This window comes from Pseudoalteromonas sp. S1610, assembly GCF_005887465.1.
Taxonomy (GTDB): Bacteria; Pseudomonadota; Gammaproteobacteria; order Enterobacterales; family Alteromonadaceae; genus Pseudoalteromonas; species Pseudoalteromonas undina.
Map to the genome: position 1 here is coordinate 59,026 of NZ_PNDI01000054.1, position 19,955 is coordinate 78,980.

At 42.4% G+C, this 19,955-nt stretch carries 12 protein-coding genes and 1 tRNA gene; 12 read left to right on the forward strand and 1 reads right to left on the reverse strand.

Going from position 1 to position 19,955, the window contains the following annotated elements; genetic code table 11:
- Window positions 1-112 precede the first annotated feature (112 nt).
- The gene (locus CWB77_RS15865) at window positions 113-4,102 is read right to left on the reverse strand and encodes a hybrid sensor histidine kinase/response regulator transcription factor (RefSeq protein ID WP_138623571.1); all 3,990 of its coding nucleotides are present in this window, start codon (window positions 4,100-4,102) and stop codon (window positions 113-115) included.
- Between the two features lie 165 nt (window positions 4,103-4,267).
- Between CWB77_RS15865 and CWB77_RS15870 the strand changes: the two genes are divergently transcribed.
- The 12 genes from CWB77_RS15870 (at window position 4,268) to fusA (ending at window position 19,872) form a co-directional block, all read left to right on the forward strand.
- Window positions 4,268-4,344 (forward strand) — tRNA-Trp (locus CWB77_RS15870).
- Window positions 4,345-4,475: 131 nt separating this feature from the next.
- Window positions 4,476-4,853, forward strand: a complete 378-nt coding sequence (gene secE / locus CWB77_RS15875; RefSeq protein WP_054202752.1) for a preprotein translocase subunit SecE — start codon at window positions 4,476-4,478, stop codon at window positions 4,851-4,853.
- A 4-nt stretch (window positions 4,854-4,857) separates the two neighbouring features.
- On the forward strand, window positions 4,858-5,415 hold the full coding sequence (nusG, locus tag CWB77_RS15880) for a transcription termination/antitermination protein NusG (RefSeq protein WP_008108460.1): 558 nt from the start codon (window positions 4,858-4,860) through the stop codon (window positions 5,413-5,415).
- A 217-nt stretch (window positions 5,416-5,632) separates the two neighbouring features.
- Window positions 5,633-6,061 (forward strand): 50S ribosomal protein L11, encoded by a 429-nt coding sequence (rplK, locus tag CWB77_RS15885; RefSeq protein WP_008108462.1) that lies wholly within the window; start codon window positions 5,633-5,635, stop codon window positions 6,059-6,061.
- 4 nt (window positions 6,062-6,065) lie between these two features.
- The gene (gene rplA / locus CWB77_RS15890; RefSeq protein ID WP_010392122.1) at window positions 6,066-6,770 is read left to right on the forward strand and encodes a 50S ribosomal protein L1; all 705 of its coding nucleotides are present in this window, start codon (window positions 6,066-6,068) and stop codon (window positions 6,768-6,770) included.
- 320 nt (window positions 6,771-7,090) lie between these two features.
- A complete protein-coding gene (gene rplJ / locus CWB77_RS15895; RefSeq protein WP_008108464.1) occupies window positions 7,091-7,585 on the forward strand; it encodes a 50S ribosomal protein L10 in 495 nt (164 codons plus the stop codon).
- Window positions 7,586-7,659: 74 nt separating this feature from the next.
- Window positions 7,660-8,022: a 50S ribosomal protein L7/L12 gene (gene rplL, locus CWB77_RS15900; RefSeq protein ID WP_008108465.1), complete on the forward strand. Its 363-nt coding sequence runs from the start codon at window positions 7,660-7,662 to the stop codon at window positions 8,020-8,022.
- A 268-nt stretch (window positions 8,023-8,290) separates the two neighbouring features.
- On the forward strand, window positions 8,291-12,316 hold the full coding sequence (gene rpoB, locus CWB77_RS15905) for a DNA-directed RNA polymerase subunit beta (RefSeq protein ID WP_138623573.1): 4,026 nt from the start codon (window positions 8,291-8,293) through the stop codon (window positions 12,314-12,316).
- Window positions 12,317-12,420: 104 nt separating this feature from the next.
- Window positions 12,421-16,593 (forward strand): DNA-directed RNA polymerase subunit beta', encoded by a 4,173-nt coding sequence (gene rpoC / locus CWB77_RS15910; protein WP_054202751.1) that lies wholly within the window; start codon window positions 12,421-12,423, stop codon window positions 16,591-16,593.
- A gap of 194 nt (window positions 16,594-16,787) precedes the next feature.
- Window positions 16,788-17,162 carry a 30S ribosomal protein S12 gene (gene rpsL, locus CWB77_RS15915; RefSeq protein WP_002958885.1) on the forward strand — a complete coding sequence of 125 codons (375 nt, stop codon included), beginning with the start codon at window positions 16,788-16,790 and terminating at the stop codon, window positions 17,160-17,162.
- A 97-nt stretch (window positions 17,163-17,259) separates the two neighbouring features.
- On the forward strand, window positions 17,260-17,730 hold the full coding sequence (gene rpsG, locus CWB77_RS15920) for a 30S ribosomal protein S7 (RefSeq protein WP_010392135.1): 471 nt from the start codon (window positions 17,260-17,262) through the stop codon (window positions 17,728-17,730).
- 27 nt (window positions 17,731-17,757) lie between these two features.
- Complete coding sequence (gene fusA / locus CWB77_RS15925; protein WP_010392137.1) at window positions 17,758-19,872, forward strand: elongation factor G; 2,115 nt, start codon at window positions 17,758-17,760, stop codon at window positions 19,870-19,872.
- Window positions 19,873-19,955 lie beyond the last annotated feature (83 nt).

Here is a 19,955-nt window from a genome sequence, read left to right on the forward strand (position 1 = left end):
TACTTAATTACATTTGTAGTTATTTTTTAGCAATGGCTAATTAAGGTTAATTTAAATAAATCAGTAGCTTAAAAATAGTACTCAGGCGAAAGCTTTGAGTACAGATGCGAAGCTAATTACTTTTGCATGTTTGTGCTTCTCTATATTGTTTAGGTGTCACTGTATATTTGGCTTTAAAGCAACGAGCAAAGTAACTTTGAGAACTAAAGCCGGTATTATCTGCAACTAAACCTATGGTTAAGTCGCTATCAGCTAATAATTTTGCTGCATATTCTAGGCGGGTATTGCGAATGTAATCACTGGGTGTAATGTCAAAAAGTGCTTTCATTTTTAATTGCAGTGCACGAGGGCTCAAACACATTGCACTGGCAAACTCTTCGACGCTAAACAGTTCATTTTGATAATTGTCGCGCAAGATTGTTTTTAAGCGTTCTGTAAATGTGTAATCTTTATTTTGCTCTATTTGCGCATCTAAGGTCACAGCATGTACTTGAGCTGATAACTGTTTAACTAAGTGTTTATTTAACGCATCACGGATACCTAATAAGCCATGAATCCGACTCTTTAATAATGATGCTTCAAAGGGTTTACACAGGTAGTCATCGGCCAGTAAATCAAGCCCTTTTATACGGCTATTGCTGTCTGCTTTGGCAGAGAGTAATAAAACAGGAATATGGTTTATCGAAATGTCTGAGCGAATAGCGCTTAGAAGTTGATATCCATCCATCGTTGGCATCATCACGTCACTGAGCACCAAATCGGGCATTTGAGTTTGGCACAGTAAAAGCCCTTCTTCTCCATTATTAGCGCTCAGACAGGTGTAGTCATCACTAAACAATGAAACCAGTAACTCACGCATTTCTTCGTTATCTTCAACAATGAGTAGTTTTTTGTTGTTTTTTAGCGGCATAGTTTGAGAGGGTGATAGTTGTTTATCCGTTAATAAGTTATCTGATTCACATAATGGCAAAGTGACTGTGAAGCAACTTCCCTTGTTGATTTTACTAACTAATGAAATTTGCCCACCGTATTGCTCTACAAGCTGCTTAACCAGCGAGAGACCTATACCACTGCCTGTTTGGTTGTGTGCTGCAACACGAGTAAAACGTTCAAAAATAAGCGCTTGCTGGTGTTCTTCGATACCAATACCAGTATCAGATACCGTTATAACAACATTATTGTTTGTGTTAGAAAGCGTTAGATTAACGCTTTCATTTGATGGGGTGTATTTAAGTGCATTGGTCAATAAGTTATCAATAATAGATAAAGCATGTTTAGTTTCTAAATTTATATAATTAGGACTTTGCGTATTGTCTTTAAAGGAAAAACTAATATTTTTTTGAGCAAACAAAATAGCGAAGTCGTCTACTATTTGTTCTATAAAAGGGCTTATAGAATAAGCGGATACATATTCTATAGTCGCACTTGGGCGCTGGCTGAGCTGTAATAGCTCATTAATTAAATTAAGTAGGCGGAGCCCGTTACGCTTGATTATAGAAACTTGATGTTGCGCTTGAGCACCGAGTTGTTGCTGTTGTAAGTTTTCTACTGGCGCTAAAATTAAGCTTAATGGCGTTTTAAGTTCATGGCTAATATTATCTAAAAATTGGGTCTTTAGTTGATTGAGCTTTCTTTCTTGTTGAATAAGTTGCTCTGCGGTTTTAGCTCGATAGCGTGACGCTAAAATTAACCATGTAATAATCAAAACTATTATAAGGTATGCCGCATACGCCAATTTCGTTTGCCACCAAGGAGGCGTTACTGTCAGCTTTAGCATAGTGTGAACCTTGCTCCATTGCCCGTATTGATCGCTAACTTTTAATTGTAATTGATAATTACCTGCACTTAGCTGTGAATAGTTAACTTGTCGTTGGCTTGCATCTGTATAGATAAATTGCTTATCTAAACCACTTAGCTTGTAAGCATACTGGTATTGATTAGCAGATGAGGCATTATTAACGGCGGAATATTTAAAGCCAATGACCCCTTGGCTAGTTGGAAAAGAGAGTTTTTTAGTATGATTTATTAGTTTTGCTGGCTGTTTTTGATCTGTTAGATAGTTTTTTGTTGAACTTACTTGGTTATAAATTAATAGCTCAGTTAACACTGGGGTTGGAGCTGAAGTACTCAATAGCAGTTTACTAGGGGAAAACTGATTAAAGCCATTGATTCCGCCAAAAAATAGCTCGCCATCAGCTGCTTGAAAAGCGGCACCTAAAATAAACGAATTATGCTGCACGCCGTCACGAGGTAAAAAATGCTGCATAGCTTGATTTGTGGGATTATAGCGGGTGAGCCCTTGGTTACTGCTTAGCCATAAATGGCCTTTACTATCATCTTTAATAGCAAAAATATTATCGTTCAGTAATCCATCATGTTCGGTAATGTAAGAGATTTTTTGTGTTTTTTTATCAAGGCGGTTTAAACCACCAAAGGTACCCACCCATAGGGTATCGTTATTTTGCAAGTGCAAAGAGGTGACCATATTATGGCTTAAACCAGTCTGCGATGTCTGATCCGAGGGGTAATGAGTAAATGATTCATCCGCCATACTTAGATAGTCTAAACCTGCACGCGTCCCGACCCATAATCCGTTCGCATTGTGATCAAAAAGCAGAGTAAATACGGTATTGTTAGCAAGGCTATTTACTGAGTCGTCGTGCTTGTAATGTTGAACCTCTAAGGTGTCGGGATTAAAGCGTGTTAAACCTTGGTTGCTACCTAGCCATAAATTTCCTTTAGGATCGCTCGTTATCGCATAAACACGATCGCTGCTAAGTTGATGACTTTGCGTTGTATAGGCAATAAAATTATCTTCAGCTGGATTGTATTGCAGTAACCCACCGCCATAGGTACCAATCCAAAGTCGCTGTTGGTTATCTTCATGCAGGCTAAATACATTATTATTAGTAAGGCCGCTTTGCAATTTTGAGTTAACTTTATAGCGCTTAAAGCCAGTGTCGGTTTGTTTGTTTAAGCCATCACGCGTACCAACCCATAACTGACCTTGTGAATCTTTAAGTAGAGCGCGAACAAAATTATGACTAATGGTAGTCTCATCATCGCTCAAATGCTGTTGATGCGAAAATTGATTTTGCTTTTTATCATAACGTTGCAAGCCATAGCCATCAGTACCAATCCAAATGATACCGAACTGATCTTGATAAAGTGACAATAGGTAATCATTAGCAAGCCCATTTAGTTGCTGTTTATTGTGCGGTATGTGCTCAAAGTTATTTTTAGATGTACTTTGCTCTGTTTTATAAAATAAACCTTTTCCATAACTTGTCAGCCACATGGTATCGGTGTCGTCAATTAATATATCGGTGATCCATACATCTGTAAATTGAGCAAACTCCGCAAAAGCCTCTGTTGTTGGAATAAATAGGCTAAGGCCTTGTTTGCTTGCTAGTAATAGCTGTCCTTGTGCATTTAAGTGTAACCGCCATAAATTCTTATGGCTCTTTGCTATGTGTTTAAACGTTTTTAGCTCTGGGTTAAATTTAATTAATCCCTCGTTGGTCGCTAACCAGATATTCTGTTGAGCATCTATGACAATATCTTGTATGACTGTATTAGCTTGCTCGGGGCTATTATAGCTAAATGACTCAACTTCATTATTGACTATATTTAATCGTGTTAACTTTCCATGTTCATGGCCTAACCAAATATTATTTAGGTTATCTGACGCCAGTGACCATATACGGTTATCAGTAATCGCCAACTCAGTTTGCGTATTAAAAACCTTAAATTGACCGGTTTGAGTATCAAGTAAGTTTAAACCATTACTGGCTGTAGAAAACCAGATAGCATGAGGGCCGCCAGCAAGGCAATCGGTGACCCAGTTTCCTGAAATACTAGCCTCAGTAGGGTGAGACTTGAAGCGTTTAAACTCATAACCATCAAAGCGATTAAGACCGCCTTGTGTGGCAAACCAATGAAACCCTTGCTCATCAGTGATGCTGCATGTAATCGAGTTTTGCGATAATCCTTGCTCACTCGAATATGTATCTAAGTGAATAGGGCGGGCAATAAGCATGCTATGAAACAAGCAAAAAATACTTAAAATGAGGGTTTTGAATGGGGTTTGAAGTAAAGGCACTGGCTTCCTTGTGCGAACAGTATTCCTAAAATTGAAACAATCATAAACTGCTTTTTTAATAATGTTAAGTTTGATTTTTACAGCCGTCAGTGAGATTTTAAGTTATGGGTATCTTTTTACTCTTGTGTTAATGAATTGCGTAAGTATAATAGGCATCCACTTTGCAGGGGCGTAGTTCCAATTGGTAGAACAGCGGTCTCCAAAACCGACGGTTGGGAGTTCGAATCTCTCCGCCCCTGCCAATTTTTTACAAAGTGAGTAAAGTCTAGAACTAAAAATCGGTTTAAGTAAGCTTGTTTTTAAGTTTAGATTTTAATGGATTAACCCTGTCGACGTGCAGGGTTGTTGTGTCTGTAGTTAAGGTAATAATATTATGAGCACGAATATAGAAACACCATCGAGTGGGATGGAGTCAGTAAAGTGGTTAGTAGCAATTGCGCTACTTGCAGGCGCAGTCGTTGGTAACCATATGTTTGCAGATCAGTCTGTATTACTACGTGCTATTGGCGTTGTGGTTGCGATAGCTGCGGGTTTAGCTATTGCTTCGCAAACTTTCAAGGGACGTACATTCCTTGCTTTTGCAAAAGAAGCGCGTATCGAAGTACGCAAGGTAGTTTGGCCGACGCGTCAAGAAACAACGCACACGACATTAATTGTAATGGTTGCAACAGTGATTATGGCATTAATCCTTTGGGGATTAGATGGCATTTTATTCCGCGCTGTAGGCTTTTTAACTGGATTGGAGATCTGATCCCATGTCGGATGAGAATAACGAAAAGAAACTACGTTGGTACGTAGTACAGGCTTTCTCAGGTTATGAGAAGCGTGTTGCTCAAACATTATTAGAGCATATTAAAATCAAAGGTCTAGAAGATAGCTTTGGTGAAGTATTAGTTCCTACTGAAGAAGTCGTAGAGATGCGTGCTGGTCAAAAGCGTAAATCTGAGCGTAAATTCTTCCCAGGTTACGTACTAGTACAAATGGATATGAATGATGCAAGCTGGCACTTAGTAAATAGCACTGAACGTGTTATGGGCTTTATTGGTGGCACATCAGACCGTCCAGCACCTATTAGCACCAAAGAAGCTGATCGTATTCTTAACCGTCTACAAGAGAACGCAGAAGCGCCTAAACCAGCAACATTATTTGAGCCGGGTGAAGTGGTTCGTGTTACTGATGGTCCATTTGCAGACTTTAGTGGTGTGGTTGAAGAAGTTGACTACGAAAAGAGCCGCGTTAAAGTGTCGGTACTTATTTTTGGTCGTTCTACGCCAGTTGAACTTGAATTTGGTCAAGTTGAACAAGATAAGTAATTGATTTAAAGCGTCGCGTTAAAAACTTTTAAATTTTTGGCACGAAGCTTGAAAAAGGCCGCTGATTAACTTATAATCAGCGGCCTTTTTGTATTCAGGGAAAACGTTTGTTTAACTGTTTACTAAAAAGTGAGAAACCAATTTTTAAACTGGGAAGCCGCTAGAGTACGCGTCCTCGCGCGCACAAGGCTAAGACCCACCTAATGAGGTATTTATAATGGCTAAGAAAGTTGAAGCTCTAATCAAGCTACAAGTTGCTGCTGGTATGGCTAACCCTAGTCCTCCAGTAGGTCCAGCACTAGGTCAACACGGTGTAAACATCATGGAATTCTGTAAAGCGTTCAACGCACGTACAGAATCTATCGAAAAAGGCGCTCCAGTTCCTGTAGTGATCTCTGTTTACGGCGACCGTTCATTTACGTTCGACATGAAAACGCCACCGGCTGCTTACTTACTTAAGAAAGCTGCAGGTATCAAATCTGGTTCAGGCCGTCCTAACACTGAAAAAGTAGGCACAGTAACTCGTGCTCAACTTGAAGAAATCGTTGAGACAAAGAAACCAGACCTTACAGCTTCTGATTTAGAAGCTGCGGTTCGCACTATCGCAGGTTCTGCGCGTGCGATGGGCTTGAACGTAGAGGACTAAGATAATGGCTAAATTAACTAAACGTATGCGTACTATCCGCGAAAAAGTGGAAGTAACTAAAGATTACGAAATTAACGAAGCAGTTGCTCTTTTAAAAGAACTAGCGACAGCTAAATTCGTAGAAAGTGTTGACGTTGCTGTTAACCTTGGTATCGATGCTCGTAAATCTGATCAAAACGTTCGTGGTGCTACTGTACTACCTAACGGTACTGGTCGTGACGTTCGTGTTGCTGTATTCACTCAAGGCGCTAATGCAGAAGCTGCAAAAGAAGCCGGTGCTGAATTAGTAGGCATGGAAGATCTTGCTGACCTAGTTAAGAAAGGCGAGATGAATTTTGACGTTGTTGTTGCATCACCAGACGCTATGCGTGTTGTTGGTCAACTAGGTCAAATCTTAGGCCCTCGTGGTCTAATGCCAAACCCTAAAACTGGTACTGTAACACCTAACGTTGCAGAAGCAGTTAAAAATGCGAAAGCAGGTCAAGTGCGTTACCGCAATGACAAAAATGGTATCATCCATACTACTATCGGTAAGGTTGATTTCACTGCTGAGCAGTTACAACAAAACCTTGAAGCTCTAATTGTTGCGCTTAAGAAGGCTAAACCTTCTCAAGCTAAAGGTGTTTACTTGAAGAAAGTAACTATCTCTACAACAATGGGCGCAGGTGTTTCTGTTGACCAAGGCACTTTAAGCACAGTTGTTGCTTAATTGAGTGTTTACATGGCGTGAAATTTGTACTATAATTTTGCGCCATTTTGCTGATTAATTTAGTTAATCGCAAAGTAAAGAATTCGGGTTGAAGTCCATAATTTCGAAGCGCCTTCGGGCAACGCGATAAATTGGGCTTCCGTCCAAGACCGTAGGCGGTTTCGGCCTTAATATTACCTACGTAGACGGTGTGAATCCCCAGATAGATTTTTCCTAATCTTCTGGCTCTCGCCGTAAAAAGCATCTCCACCTTTATTGGTGGGGAAGAGTAAAACAGGGAAGCCGATGTACGGTAACCCATTAAACCAGGAGTAACACCCATGGCTTTAAATCTTCAAGGCAAAAAGGCAATTGTTGCTGAAGTCAACGAAGCAGCCACTGGTGCTCTATCTGCAGTAGTTGCAGATTCTCGTGGTGTAACAGTTGGTGCAATCACTGCCCTTCGTAAAGAAGCTCGCGAAGCGGGTGTTTGGATGAAAGTTGTCCGTAACACTCTAGCTAAACGTGCTCTTGAAGGAACAGACTTTGAATGCCTATCTGATTCATTTGTTGGTCCAAGCTTAATCGCTTTCTCATCAGAGCACCCAGGTGCTGCTGCGCGTATCTTTTCAGACTTCGCGAAAAAGAATGAGAAATTTGAGCTTAAAACGGCCGCTTTTGAAGGTAATGTAGTAGATGCAGCTATGCTTGCAACTCTACCTACATACGACGAAGCTGTTGCACGCTTAATGAGCGCTATGAAAGAAGCGTCTGCTGGTAAATTGTGTAAAACAATTGAAGCAGTACGTGTACAGAAAGAAGAGCAAGCTGCTTAATTTTAAGCTGTTTAATCCCTTTCGGTGTAAATTTATTTGGACCTTAGAGTCCGTTAATTATTAGGAAATTTGTAATGTCTGTAACTAAAGACCAAATCCTTGACGCAATTGCTGAAATGTCAGTAATGGACGTTGTTGCTCTAGTTGAAGCAATGGAAGAAAAATTCGGCGTAACTGCTGCAGCTGCTATGGTAGCAGGTCCTGCTGCTGAAGCTGCTGAAGAGAAAACAGAATTTGACGTAATCCTTACTGGCGCTGGCGCTAATAAAGTTGCGGCAATCAAAGCTGTACGTGGCGCAACTGGTCTTGGCTTAAAAGAAGCTAAAGCTCTAGTTGAAGCTGCTCCAACTCCAGTTAAAGAAGGTATCTCTAAGGAAGAAGCTGAAGCTCTTGCTAAAGACCTTACAGAAGCTGGTGCTGAAGTTGAGGTTAAGTAATCTAGCTTTTGCTAGGTTCGCTGCCTGAGAAATCAGGCAAGGGCTGGTGATTATTTAATCACCGGCCTTTTTGCGCTATAGAGCGACTATTCTTATAGCGCAAATAAAATCTGATTTATTCTTTAATTTCAACGCTTTATAGTTTGCTAGTGTTGAGGTGGGATTAAGTTGGAACAACAGTTAATGTTGTACATCTTGGCATAGATGCCAGTTAAGTCTGTTCTTACAAGAACAGGTCGGGTCAAAGATCAGCAAGCTGAGGAACCCCATGGCTTACTCTTATTCTGAAAAGAAACGTATCCGTAAGGATTTTGGTAAACGTCCACAAGTTTTGGATATACCTTTCTTACTGTCGACGCAGTTAGAATCGTTTAAAAAATTCTTAGTCCCGGACGCTGATGGCGATCATGGTTTGGAAGCTGCCTTCCGTTCTGTGTTCCCAATTAAAAGCTACTCGGGAAATTCTGAGCTTCAATACGTAAGTTATCGTATTGGTGAGCCAGTATTCGATGTAAAAGAATGTCAAATTCGCGGTGTGACTTATTCTGCTCCACTTCGCGTGAAACTGCGTCTTGTAGTAATGGACAAAGAAGCTCCAGGCACAGTTAAAGACATTAAAGAGCAAGAAGTTTACATGGGCGAAATTCCGCTCATGACCGATACCGGTACTTTTGTAATCAATGGTACAGAGCGTGTTATCGTTTCTCAGCTACACCGTAGCCCTGGTGTATTCTTTGATAACGACCGCGGTAAAACTCACTCGTCAGGTAAAGTGCTTTATAACGCACGTGTAATTCCTTACCGTGGTTCATGGTTAGACTTCGAATTTGATGCAAAAGATAACTTATATGTACGTATTGACCGTCGTCGTAAATTACCGGCGTCTATCATCCTACGTGCACTTGAGTACACGAGTGAAGAAATCCTAGATATCTTCTTCGATACTACTGCGTTTGAAATCGCTGACGGTAAAGTTCTTATGGAACTTGTGCCTTCACGTTTACGTGGTGAAACTGCCGCTTTTGATATCAAGAGCGAAGACGGTGAAGTCCTTGTTGAAAGCGGTCGTCGTGTTACGGCTCGCCACATCAAGAGCATCGAGAAAAAAGGCATTAAGCAACTAGAAGTACCACATGAGTACATCATTGGCCGTGTATTAGCGAAGAACTATGTTGATGAGTCAACAGGTGAAATCATTGCTACTGCAAATGACGAGCTAACGCTTGAAATGATGGCTGAATTGGTTAAAGCCGGTCACACGACCATTGATACACTATACATCAATGAAGTGGACAGCGGCGCTTACATGTCAAATACGTTGAATATTGACTCGTCAAGCAACCGTTTAGAAGCACTAGTAGAAATTTATCGCATGATGCGCCCAGGCGAGCCACCGACGAAAGACGCGGCTGAAGCCTTATTTGAGAACTTATTCTTCTCAGAAGAACGCTATGACTTATCAACAGTAGGTCGTATGAAGTTCAATAGCCGTGTAGGTTACGATTCAGACACAGGCCCTGGCACATTAAGCAAAGAAGACATCGTAGCGGTTATGAAAGTATTGATTGCTATTCGTAACGGTGTTGGCGATGTTGATGATATAGACCACTTAGGCAACCGTCGTATACGTAGTGTTGGCGAAATGGCTGAGAATCAATTCCGTGTAGGTTTAGTACGTGTAGAACGTGCTGTACGTGAGCGTTTAAGCTTAGGTGACCTTGATGCGGTAATGCCACAAGATCTTATTAACGCTAAGCCTATTTCGGCAGCGGTTAAAGAGTTCTTCGGCTCGTCTCAGTTATCACAGTTTATGGACCAAAATAACCCGCTATCAGAAGTAACGCATAAGCGTCGTATTTCTGCATTAGGTCCGGGCGGTCTAACTCGTGAACGCGCTGGCTTTGAAGTACGTGACGTTCACGTAACTCACTACGGTCGCGTATGTCCAATCGAGACTCCTGAGGGTCCAAACATCGGTCTAATTAACTCATTGTCTACGTATGCACGTACCAATGACTACGGTTTCTTAGAAACACCTTACCGCAAAGTGGTAGACGGTGTAGTAACTGATGAAGTTGATTACCTATCAGCCATTGAGGAAGGTCAGTTTGTTATCGCACAGGCGAACTCAAACTTAACTGAAACCAATGAGTTTGTAGATGAACTTATCCCATGTCGTCACAAAGGTGAATCAACCTTTATGGGTCGCATGGACCAGCAATATATGGATGTATCACCACAACAGGTGATCTCTGTAGCGGCAGCACTTATCCCGTTCCTAGAACACGATGATGCTAACCGTGCATTGATGGGTTCAAACATGCAACGTCAAGCAGTACCAACATTGAAAGCGGACAAACCGTTAGTAGGTACAGGTATTGAGTTAACACTAGCAAAAGATTCTGGTGTAACGATTGTTGCTAAACGTGGTGGTGAAGTAATGTATGCCGACGCAAGTCGCATCGTTGTTAATGTACATGAAGAAGAACGCATCCCTGGTGAAGCGGGCATCGACATCTACAACTTAACCAAGTACACACGTTCTAACCAAAATACATGTATTAACCAAAAGCCGACTTGTATGGTTGGTGAACCGGTTACTCGTGGCGATGTGTTAGCAGATGGTCCTTCGACTGACTTAGGTGACTTAGCCCTTGGTCAAAACCTTCGCGTGGCATTCATGCCATGGAACGGTTACAACTTCGAGGATTCAATCTTACTATCAGAGCGCGTAGTTGAAGAAGATCGTCTAACGACTATCCACATTCAAGAACTACAGTGTATCGCCCGTGATACTAAATTAGGCTCAGAAGAGATCACAGCAGATATCCCGAACGTGGGTGAATCTGCACTAGGCAAGCTTGATGAATCAGGCGTTGTATATATTGGTGCTGAAGTTAAAGGCGGCGATATCCTAGTAGGTAAAGTGACTCCGAAAGGCGAAACGCAATTAACACCAGAAGAGAAGCTACTACGTGCTATCTTCGGTGAAAAAGCGTCTGACGTTAAAGACAGCTCTTTACGTGTACCTAACTCTGTAACTGGTACTGTAATCGACGTACAAGTTTTCACCCGTGATGGTGTTGAAAAAGATAAGCGTGCGTTAGAAGTTGAAGACATGCAGCTTCGCGAAGCGAAGAAAGACTTCAACGAAGAGTTCCGTATTCTAGAAGCTGGTGTTTTAGATCGTGCTCGCAAGTTACTTGTGGCAGCGGGCTTCGATGAAGACAACTTAGCGTCACTGAATGCTGAAAAGTTACTAACTCAAAGCCTTGCTGAAGAAGACAAGCAAGCTGAACTTGAGCAACTAGCCGCACAGTACGATGAGCTTAAAGCTGAATACGATAAGAAGTTTGAAAACAAACGTCGTAAAATTACTCAAGGTGATGACTTAGCGCCAGGTGTACTTAAAATTGTTAAAGTATACTTAGCTGTTAAACGTCGTATCCAACCGGGTGATAAAATGGCGGGTCGTCACGGTAACAAAGGTGTTATCTCGACTATCGTACCAGTAGAAGATATGCCATACGATGACAAAGGTCGTACGGTAGATATCGTACTAAATCCACTAGGTGTACCATCGCGAATGAACATCGGTCAGATCCTTGAAACACATATGGGTCTAGCTGCACGCGGTATTGGTGAGCGCTTAGAAGAAATGATGAAAGAGCAACGCGAGCTTCATGAGCTACGTGAATTCATCAAACAAGCTTATGAGATCGGTGAATCTCGTCAGGTTGTGGATATCGCTAGTTTCTCTGACGACGAAATTCGTCGTTTAGCTGAAAACTTGAAAGGTGGTTTACCGATTGCTACTCCTGCATTTGATGGCGCGAAAGAAGACGAAATCAAAGACATGCTAGAGCTAGGCGGCTACCCTAGAAGTGGTCAGGTTACACTTTATGATGGCCGTACTGGCGATCAGTTTGAACGTCAAGTAACTGTAGGTTACATGTACATGCTTAAACTTAACCACTTGGTTGATGATAAGATGCACGCGCGTTCTACTGGTTCTTACAGCCTTGTTACTCAGCAGCCGCTGGGTGGTAAAGCACAGTTCGGTGGCCAGCGTTTTGGTGAGATGGAAGTATGGGCACTTGAAGCTTACGGTGCTGCTTACACTCTACAAGAAATGCTAACAGTGAAATCGGATGACGTGAACGGTCGTACTAAGATGTATAAAAACATCGTTGATGGTAACCATAAAATGGAACCAGGTATGCCAGAATCGTTCAACGTATTGTTGAAAGAAATCCGCTCACTGGGTATCAACATCGAGTTGGAAGAAAATTAAGCCAATTAGATGCTGCAGTGAACGCTGCAGCATCTGTTATGGCTGAATAGAATGTAGGGACGAGAACATCCGTCCTCAAGATTAACTCCGACAGGAGAGCTAAGGTGAAAGACTTACTTAAGTTTCTGAAGCAACAAAATAAGACCGAAGAATTCGATGCAATTCGCATTGGTCTTGCTTCACCAGACATGGTTCGTTCATGGTCATACGGTGAAGTAAAGAAACCTGAGACTATTAACTACCGTACTTTCAAGCCTGAGCGCGATGGCTTATTCTGTGCCCGTATTTTCGGCCCAGTGAAAGATTATGAGTGTTTATGTGGTAAATATAAACGCCTTAAACACCGTGGTGTGATCTGTGAAAAGTGTGGCGTTGAAGTAACACTCACTAAAGTGCGTCGTGACCGTATGGGTCATATAGAACTGGCAAGTCCAGTTGCGCATATATGGTTTTTAAAATCATTACCGTCACGTATCGGCTTAATGCTTGATATGACGCTTCGTGATATTGAACGTGTTCTTTACTTCGAATCATTCGTAGTAACTGAGCCTGGTATGACAACGCTTGAGCGTGGTCAGCTATTAGGTGAAGAAGAATACCTAGATGCACTTGAAGAGCACGGCGATGAGTTTGAAGCGAAGATGGGTGCTGAAGCAGTATTAGACTTGCTTCGTGAACTCGATCTTGCTCAATTAATTGCAGAGATGCGTGAAGAGTTACCAACAATTAACTCTGAAACTAAGCGTAAAAAGATCACTAAACGTCTTAAGTTAATGGAATCGTTCCACCAATCAGGTAATAACCCTGAGTGGATGATCATGACAGTACTTCCAGTATTGCCACCTGACTTACGTCCATTAGTACCACTAGACGGTGGCCGCTTTGCGACATCTGATCTAAATGACCTTTACCGTCGTGTTATTAACCGTAATAACCGTCTTAAGCGTCTACTAGATTTAGCTGCACCAGATATTATCGTACGCAACGAAAAACGTATGTTACAAGAAGCGGTTGATGCGCTACTTGATAATGGTCGTCGTGGTCGTGCAATTACAGGTTCTAACAAACGTCCACTTAAATCGCTTGCTGATATGATCAAAGGTAAGCAAGGTCGTTTCCGTCAGAACTTACTTGGTAAGCGTGTAGATTACTCTGGCCGTTCTGTAATCACGGTTGGTCCTACACTTAAGCTTCATCAGTGTGGTCTTCCTAAGAAGATGGCATTAGAGCTTTTCAAACCATTCATCTATGGCAAATTAGAACGTCGTGGCATGGCTACGACAATCAAAGCAGCTAAAAAGATGGTTGAGCGTGAAGTAGCGGAAGTATGGGATGTTCTAGACGAAGTAATTCGTGAACATCCAGTATTACTTAACCGTGCACCAACACTTCACCGTTTGGGTATCCAAGCGTTTGAACCTGTGCTTATCGAAGGTAAAGCGATTCATTTGCATCCATTAGTATGTGCGGCTTACAACGCCGACTTCGATGGTGACCAAATGGCGGTACACGTACCGCTAACAATTGAAGCGCAGCTAGAAGCTCGTGCGTTAATGATGTCTACAAACAACATCTTATCGCCTGCTAATGGTGAGCCAATCATCGTTCCTTCACAGGACGTTGTATTAGGTCTTTATTACATGACGCGTGACCGCATTAACGCCAAAGGCGAAGGCACCGTATTTAAAGATCCTAAAGAAGCAGAAAAAGCATACCGTAGTGGTAATGCCGACCTTCACGCAAAAGTGAAAGTACGTATTAGCCAATCAGTAGCTAATGAAGATGGTGTTGTAGAAGATACAATTACTATCATTGATACTACAGTGGGTCGTGCAATTCTGTCTCTTATTTTACCTAAAGGTATGCCGTTTGAGTCAATCAACCAAGCCCTAGGTAAAAAGCAAATTTCTAGCTTATTAAATGAGTGTTACCGTCGTCTTGGTTTAAAAGACACAGTTGTGTTTGCTGACCAAGTTATGTACACCGGTTTCCACTACGCAATGAAGTCAGGTGTTTCAATTGGTATCGATGACTTAGTTATCCCACCAGTGAAAGCATCAATCATTGAAGCAGCAGAAGCTGAAGTAACTGAAATCAACCAACAGTTCCAATCGGGTCTTGTTACGGCTGGTGAAAAGTACAACAAAGTTATCGATATCTGGTCACGTGTAAATGAAAACTTATCACGTGAAATGATGGCTAACTTGTCAAAAGACACCGTAGTGAATGCGCAAGGTGAAGAAGAAGAGCAACCGTCATTTAACTCAGTGTTTATGATGGCCGACTCAGGTGCTCGTGGTAGTGCCGCTCAGATCCGTCAGCTAGCAGGTATGCGTGGTCTAATGGCACGTCCAGATGGTTCAATCATCGAGACGCCAATCACGGCTAACTTCCGTGAAGGTCTAAACGTACTTCAGTACTTCATCTCAACGCACGGTGCGCGTAAAGGTCTTGCCGATACAGCACTGAAAACAGCGAACTCGGGTTACCTAACGCGTCGTCTAGTAGACGTTGCACAAGATTTGGTAATCAATGAAGACGATTGTGGCACAGAAGATGGCTTAACAATGAAACCGCTTATTGAAGGTGGTGACGTTGTAGAAGCACTTCGCGAACGTGTACTAGGTCGTGTTGTTGCTGAGCCTGTTGTTATCCCTGGTACTAATACAGTACTTGTAGAACGTAACATCATGCTTGACGAAAAACTGTGTGACCTTTTAGAAGAGCACTCAGTTGATGAAGTTCGTGTACGTTCAGTTATCACCTGTGATAACGACTTTGGTGTTTGTGCTAAGTGTTATGGTCGTGACCTAGCACGTGGTCATATCATCAACGCGGGTGAATCAGTAGGTGTTATTGCGGCACAATCAATCGGTGAGCCGGGTACACAGCTTACGATGCGTACATTCCACATCGGTGGTGCGGCATCAAGAGCGTCTGCTGAAAATAACGTACAAGTTAAAACTAACGGTACATTAAAACTTCACAACGCTAAGTATGTATTAAATACAGACGGTAAGATTGTTATTACCTCTCGTTCTACAGAAATCACAATCATTGATAGCTATGGTCGTGAGAAAGAGCGTTATAAAGTACCTTACGGTGCGGTATTAACAGTGCAAGACAATGCAGAAGTTCAAGGTAACGACATTGTTGCTACTTGGGACCCGCATAGTCACCCAATCGTTCTTGAGCACAAATCAAAAGTATCGTTCAGCGATATCGATGATTCAAATACTGAAGCACAGACTGACGAACTAACGGGTTTAACTCGTGTAGTTGTTAAAGATCTTGCTAAAGCGAATGCGAAAGAGCCGAAACTTATCATTGAAAGTGATGAGCGTGGCTTGCAAGAAACGCGTCTTCCTTCATTCACTACGATTGAAGTAACAGACGGCGCGACTGCAAACCCAGGTGACGTACTAGCACGTATTCCGCAAGAAGGTTCGAAAACTCGTGATATCACGGGTGGTCTACCACGCGTAGCCGACTTATTTGAAGCGCGTAAGCCGAAAGATCCAGCTATCTTAGCTGAAATCACCGGTACGATTAGCTTCGGTAAAGAGACTAAAGGTAAGAAACGTTTAGTTATTACTCCAGCTGAAGGCGATCATTACGAAGAAATGATCCCTAAGTGGCGTCAACTTAACGTGTTTGAAGGTGAGCAGGTGTCTAAAGGTGAAGTTATCGCCGATGGTCCAGAATCACCGCATGACATCTTACGCCTACGTGGTGTGACTCATGTTGCTAACTACATTGTTAACGAAGTGCAAGAGGTTTACCGTTTGCAGGGCGTTAAGATCAATGATAAGCACATTGAAACTATTATTCGTCAAATGCTACGTAAATGTATCATTCTAGACGGTGGTGATACTGAGTTCTTAGCCGGTGAGCAAATTGAAGTGGCACGCGTTAATATCGCAAACCGCGACCTTGAAGCTCAAGGTAAGATCCCAGCTAAGTTTGAAATCCAGTTAATGGGTATCACTAAAGCATCACTAGCGACAGAATCTTTCATCTCAGCAGCCTCGTTCCAGGAGACAACTCGTGTCCTAACAGAAGCCGCTGTAAATGGTAAGAGCGATGAGTTACGCGGTCTGAAAGAAAACGTAATTGTGGGTCGATTGATCCCAGCCGGTACCGGTTTTGCGTATCATCAAGATCGTATGGCTCGTCGTAAGCAAAAAGACGTTGTTGAAGAGCAAACGGTAAGTGCAGAAGAGGCGACTCAAGCACTGACTGATGCCTTAAACGCGGATTTATCTGGAAATCAATAAACCGAATCTAATCAATAGATTAGAGTTTAGCAAGGTAGTTATCTACTGCCTTGCGAGCGGTTTAGGTTGACAGGTCAATCTTTGCTCATTAAAATTCCGCCACCCATTTACTTGCACGTTTAATACATGCTCGTAAAACAAGGGCGGATTTTTTATTTTTTTCAGTAGTAATTTTAATTTCAGGAGCTATTTAAATGGCAACTATTAACCAGCTAGTGCGTAAGCCACGTCGTAGCAAGGTTACTAAAAGTAACTCAGCTGCGCTTAAAGCGTGTCCGCAAAAGCGTGGTGTATGTACTCGCGTATATACAACTACACCTAAGAAACCAAACTCGGCGTTACGTAAAGTAGCTCGTGTACGTTTAACTAACGGTTTCGAAGTAACTTCATACATCGGTGGTGAAGGTCATAACCTTCAAGAGCACAGTGTAATCCTAATCCGTGGTGGTCGTGTTAAAGATTTACCAGGTGTGCGTTTCCACACTGTACGTGGTGCACTTGACTGTGCAGGCGTAAGCGACCGTCGTCAAGCTCGTTCTAAATACGGTGCAAAACGCCCTAAAGGCTAATTGTATTCCGTTAGTAAGGCCAAGCACTAAATATTATTAATTATTGTTTTGGGTTATTGTTCCAAAAGGACAAACCTGAATAAACCGGAGATACAAAATGCCTAGAAGACGCGTAATAGGTCAACGTAAAATTCTTCCAGATCCTAAGTTCGGATCGGAACTTCTTGCAAAATTCGTTAACATCGTAATGTTAGACGGCAAGAAATCTACTGCTGAAAAAATCGTTTATGGTGCGCTAGACGTGGCTGCTGAGAAATCAGGCAAGTCGCACCTAGAAATCTTTGAAACTGCACTTGATAACATCCGTCCACAGGTAGAGGTTAAATCTCGCCGTGTTGGTGGTTCAACTTATCAAGTACCAGTTGAAGTACGTCCAGTACGTCGCAACGCATTAGGTATGCGTTGGTTAGTAGACGCTGCACGTAAGCGTGGCGAAAAATCTATGGGCTTACGTTTAGCTCAAGAAATCGTTGACGCTGCTGATAACAAAGGCACTGCGGTTAAGAAACGTGAAGACGTTCACCGTATGGCTGAAGCGAATAAAGCATTCGCTCATTACCGTTGGTAATCTGTCCTTAACCTTTAAGAGGATTTTATGGCACGTACAACTCCACTTGAGCGTTACCGCAATATCGGTATTTGTGCTCACGTAGATGCAGGCAAAACCACCACAACAGAACGTGTTCTGTTCTACACAGGTCTTTCTCATAAGATCGGTGAAGTGCATGATGGCGCTGCAACTATGGATTGGATGGAGCAGGAACAAGAGCGTGGTATCACAATCACTTCTGCTGCAACAACGTGTTTCTGGAAAGGGATGGACGCTCAATTTGACGACCATCGCATCAATATTATTGATACCCCAGGGCACGTAGATTTCACTATCGAAGTAGAGCGTTCTTTACGTGTACTAGATGGTGCGGTAGTTGTTCTTTGTGCTTCATCGGGTGTACAGCCGCAAACTGAGACAGTTTGGCGTCAAGCGAACAAGTACGAAGTTCCGAGAATGATCTTCGTAAATAAAATGGATCGCACGGGCGCTGACTTCTTAACGGTTGTAAGCCAGGTGAAATCTCGTCTTGGAGCAACGCCTGTTCCAGTCCAGCTGCCTATTGGCGCTGAAGACGACTTTAAAGGTGTTATTGACCTTATTAAAATGAAAGCCATTAACTGGAATGATAAAGACCAGGGTATGACTTTCTCTTATGAGGCAATACCGGCAGAACTTCAGGAATTAGCCGAAGAATGGCGCTCTCACTTAGTTGAAAGCGCTGCTGAAGCTACTGAAGAACTAATGGATAAATACTTAGAAGGTGAAGAGTTAAGCGAAGCAGAAATTAAAAATGCTTTGCGTCAACGCACATTAGCGAACGAAATTGTTCCCATGACGTGTGGTAGTGCATTTAAAAACAAAGGTGTTCAAGCTGTGCTTGATTGCGTTGTTGAATATATGCCATCACCAACACAAGTGAAACAAATCCAAGGTATCTTAGAAAATGGTACTGAGGAAGAGCGTCCTGCTGATGATAAAGCGCCGTTTGCTGCTCTTGCATTCAAGATTGCAACAGACCCGTTTGTTGGCACTTTAACCTTTTTCCGTGTTTACTCTGGTACTGTTAAACAGGGTGACGCGGTATATAACCCAGTAAAAAGTAAGCGTGAGCGTCTTGGTCGTATCGTTCAGATGCATTCAAACTCACGTGAAGAGATCAAAGAAGTCCACGCAGGCGACATCGCGGCGGCTATTGGTCTCAAAGACGTAACAACAGGTGAAACACTGTGTGATCCGAACTCTATTATTACGCTTGAGCGTATGGAGTTCCCAGAACCAGTTATCTCTGTTGCGGTTGAGCCTCGCACAATCGCTGACCAGGATAAAATGGGTATCGCGCTAGGAAAACTAGCTGCAGAAGATCCATCTTTCCGCGTACAAACTGACGAAGAATCAGGCCAGACTATTATCTCTGGCATGGGTGAACTTCACCTTGATATCATTGTCGACCGTATGAAACGTGAATTCAGTGTTGAATGTAACGTTGGTAAGCCGCAGGTTGCATACCGAGAAGCTATTCGTTCAACTGTTGAAGTTGAAGGAAAGTTTGTACGTCAATCAGGTGGTCGTGGTCAATATGGTCACGTCTGGCTTAAACTTGAACCGATGGATATTTCGGATGATGAAGCCCCAATTTACGAGTTCGTAAACGAAACCGTAGGTGGCTCAGTGCCGAAAGAATACATCCCTGCGGTAGACAAAGGTATCCAAGAGCAAATGGCTCAAGGTGTACTGGCAGGCTACCCATTACTTGGTGTTAAAGCGACTTTATATGATGGTTCATTCCATGATGTGGATTCGAATGAAATGGCATTTAAAATAGCAGGTTCACTGGCTATGAGGCAAGGTGCGCTAGATGCAAACCCTGCACTTTTAGAACCAGTAATGAAGGTTGAAGTACTCACTCCTGAAGCAAACATGGGTGATGTAGTTGGCGACCTAAACCGTCGTCGCGGCATGATCGAAGGCATGGAAGATGCACTTGGTGGCCTTAAGCAAATTAATGCTGTGGTACCACTATCTGAAATGTTCGGTTATGCGACTGCTTTACGATCTGCAACACAGGGCCGTGCCTCATACTCTATGGAGTTTTTGAAGTACGCTGAAGCCTCTAAGCAGGTTGCAGATACAATAATTTCAGCTCGCGCTGTTATATGATTTTAGCTTGTCTGGCTCAATACTGAGTCAGGCTTTAATTTCTTTATTAGGAATTTTTTAAGATGGCAAAAGAAAAGTTTGAA